Origin of the sequence: Nostoc sp. CHAB 5715 (assembly GCF_020829685.1) — a bacterium.
Taxonomy (GTDB): Bacteria; Cyanobacteriota; Cyanobacteriia; order Cyanobacteriales; family Nostocaceae; genus Nostoc.
Window position 1 is genome coordinate 1 of record NZ_JAIVFR010000923.1, and the last position, 2,947, is coordinate 2,947.

Sequence of the window (2,947 nt, forward strand, 5' to 3'; positions counted from 1 at the left end):
TTATCTTTATTAATATTGATTTGTACTGAATTTGTCTTTCGGTTTACACTTGAGTTGATTATGTATCAAAAAAAGCCTTACATCAGGTCATGTAAATTGATTTTTTACTGCTTGTGAGAAATCCGGGGTAACTGTCGTAGATTTTTTCTTGGGTAGGCGTGAGTTCAATTTCTAAGGTGTCGTATTCAACACCTTCAAAACTGAGCGATCGCGCCAAGTATAATCCCAGCGCTTTCAAATCCCTAGCAACAACTTCCATTGCCGCAATACCCCCAACTTCAATCGACTCCACAAAGTCTTCACGGGAGGTAAAGGGAAAGTCACCAGTCTGCCAAAGTCCCAGACGATTTGCATAAGATAAGTTTGAGACTTTTGTAGCTCCGGTGGCTGACACGTAGATAACCCTAGATAGAGGTAGTGCATTTTGTAGCCGTAACCCGACAATGCCCTGCATGGATGCTTTGACCATGCCGAGCTGACCCTGAATAGCCATTGCGTTACCCATCGCGTGACATTCGTCAAAGGCGATCGCTCCTGCAAACTCAATGCCAGCCCACTCAATGATTTGTTTGAGTCGGCTTTTATCTCCTTTTTGCGATCTCAAAGTTGAGTACGTTGCAAATAGAATGCCCTCAGTGAATGGGATAGGTTCACCAAGTTTGATATTACTCAGGTCGATAATATCTTTTTCACTTCCACCTAAAGCACACCAATCACGTCGGGCATCTTCTATCAGAGCAGAGCTTTTGGAAATCCAGATCGCTTTTCTACGAGCTTGACACCAGTTGTCTAAAATGATGCCTGCTACTTGCCGACCTTTCCCCGAACCTGTGCCATCCCCAAGAAACCAGCCTTTTCTATACCTGACTGCTGTGTTCTCATTATTTGCCGCGACTGTCACGTTATCGAGTGAATCATCCACTAAGTAAGAACCCGATAGAAATTCAGAGTGTGCCTGTCCTGCGTAGATAACACTCTCAAGTTGTGCTGATGATAACAAGCCTTGTGTGACAATATTCCGTGGGAGATGCGGTTTATAAGTAGGCGCTGGTGGCGAAACAAGTGCTAGGGCTGCGCTCTCGCAAAGCAATGAGGGATGTGGTTTTGCACCGTGAATCCGAACTCTTTGCGGTCGGTAGCTTTCGTACAGGGCATCCTTTAAAGTCTCTGAACCACTCCACTCGACCAATTCGTACTCCAGAACTGCCACGTCTGGAATCTCGGAAACTGTTTGTGGTTGATCCACTACGGTACGTCTTGATAGTTTAACAACTTTTGACGCAACAGGAGGCGTTTTAACAGTAGAATGTTGCCACGAAGAGCGCTCACTTAGCTGCTCAATCAACGTCAGCAGTTGGGGCAAATCCAAGGTTTCAGAAATGCAAGGGATGTTGCCTATTTCAGCCGCCGGGACTTTATCAATTACGGTAATCCTAGTTTCCATTGTTGTCCCGTGCAAGGCGTAGGTTTTCCCACTGACTCCAACTGAAAGCACAACTCGCGCTTTCTCTTGCCACTTAACAAAAGTTTCGCGCCAAGTGGGATTATTGGGAGAAAACCAATTGGCTGTGATTGTTACCAACCGCCCGCCATCGCATAACCTTTGCAATGCCGAGTTGATATGGCGAGGGGTTGCGTCGGGGTTGCGATCGCTGATTTTCGGAGATGATGAAAAAGGTGGGTTCATCAGCACTACAGATGGCTGAGTCTTGCCAGCTAAGTAATCGTTAATCTGTTCAGCATTCACCCCAAATAATGGAATGCCTGGAAACAACCGACGCAGAATCTTTGCTCTGTCCTGGGCTAGTTCGTTGAGCATAAGACTCGCGCCCTGAAGTTTGGCGAACTGTGCCATGATACCAGTACCAGCCGATGGTTCTAGCACCAGGTCATTGTTTGTGATTTGCCCACAAGGGACAAGGTTTGTACCTTTCCCCTCTGCCCCTCTGCCTCTTTATCAAATACGAGGCGAATACAAGAGGTTTTAAAAAGGAATATGAGTCTCTTCATCTTCAAACAAATTCATGGGGAGACTGAAGTTTGAAGGGGCACTTAAGTCTCGGACTATTTTATAGTTGTCTGGATGCCAACAAGTATAAAGGAGAGGAATTATTGAGCCATTCTTTTAGGCGACTTTGCAATTCGGAATCATTCTGAATCAACTGCTTTTCTTCAATTGTCCATTCTCTTCCAATCGCGTCAGAGACAGCTTCAAAAATGGAGTCTTCTAATTGTTTCGGATTCATTTGGATGTATCGATTCAAGAATTTTCATTTTCTTTGAGAGCAAAGCGATCGCTCTTAAAGTGGCGCTTGAGCCATCGAGCCTGAAACTTGTGTAAAATAGGCATTACTTTGCCAAAAAGGGAACTGTACGCTAGCACTGTAAGGCATTCACTCCCAGATGAGTCAATAAGAGCGCTCACGCTCGGTGGTGAAGGGGATTTAAGCAACAGATACCGTTGCCGATTATCTTGATAAACAATAGATTCGTAAGAGAGATAGAATATTTTTGCGACAAGGTATTTCTACAGTTAGATTTTCAGCAGAACAATGTCATGAAAACGCCACAGCAGTTGTTAAAGAGTTCTTAGAGCTATTTAATTAACCAAGTAATTATGGTCTAACTGGAGTTCGCCTAAACAAATGGCACAGGCTAATTCCCCTTCTTTACCGTTGCCAACTTCCTTTGACGGTTACAAATCAAAATCAAGGCTGAATGTTTCCCCTGAAGAATCTTCTTCTTTCTCCTGTGCAAATGGAGTTGGAGTCCAAGACGTGGGTTGGTTTGACTCAGTATTAATCGGTGTGTCAGCTAAAAGTTGTGCAGGTAATCCAGCCTTGATGAAAACAAAATAGCAATCAACTATAAAGTAAAGGGTGTCCAGGTAACTTTTATCTAGTTTTTGCGATTCTGCAAATATGCGCTCTCGGTAATTATCTTTGAG

4 protein-coding genes are annotated in these 2,947 nt (G+C 44.1%); all 4 read right to left on the reverse strand.

All coding sequences use genetic code 11. The annotated features are described in order from the left end of the window. Positions 1–82 precede the first annotated feature (82 nt). A complete protein-coding gene (locus tag LC574_RS33730) occupies positions 83–1,885 on the reverse strand; it encodes a strawberry notch-like NTP hydrolase domain-containing protein (RefSeq protein WP_229457955.1) in 1,803 nt (600 codons plus the stop codon). Between the two features lie 184 nt (positions 1,886–2,069). Beyond that, a complete protein-coding gene (locus LC574_RS33735) occupies positions 2,070–2,246 on the reverse strand; it encodes a hypothetical protein (protein WP_229457957.1) in 177 nt (58 codons plus the stop codon). Positions 2,247–2,260: 14 nt separating this feature from the next. Next, a complete protein-coding gene (locus LC574_RS38370) occupies positions 2,261–2,383 on the reverse strand; it encodes a hypothetical protein (RefSeq protein WP_267871768.1) in 123 nt (40 codons plus the stop codon). A 312-nt stretch (positions 2,384–2,695) separates the two neighbouring features. Beyond that, on the reverse strand, positions 2,696–2,947 hold a 252-nt coding region (locus LC574_RS33740), incomplete at its 5' end, for a hypothetical protein (RefSeq protein WP_229457958.1).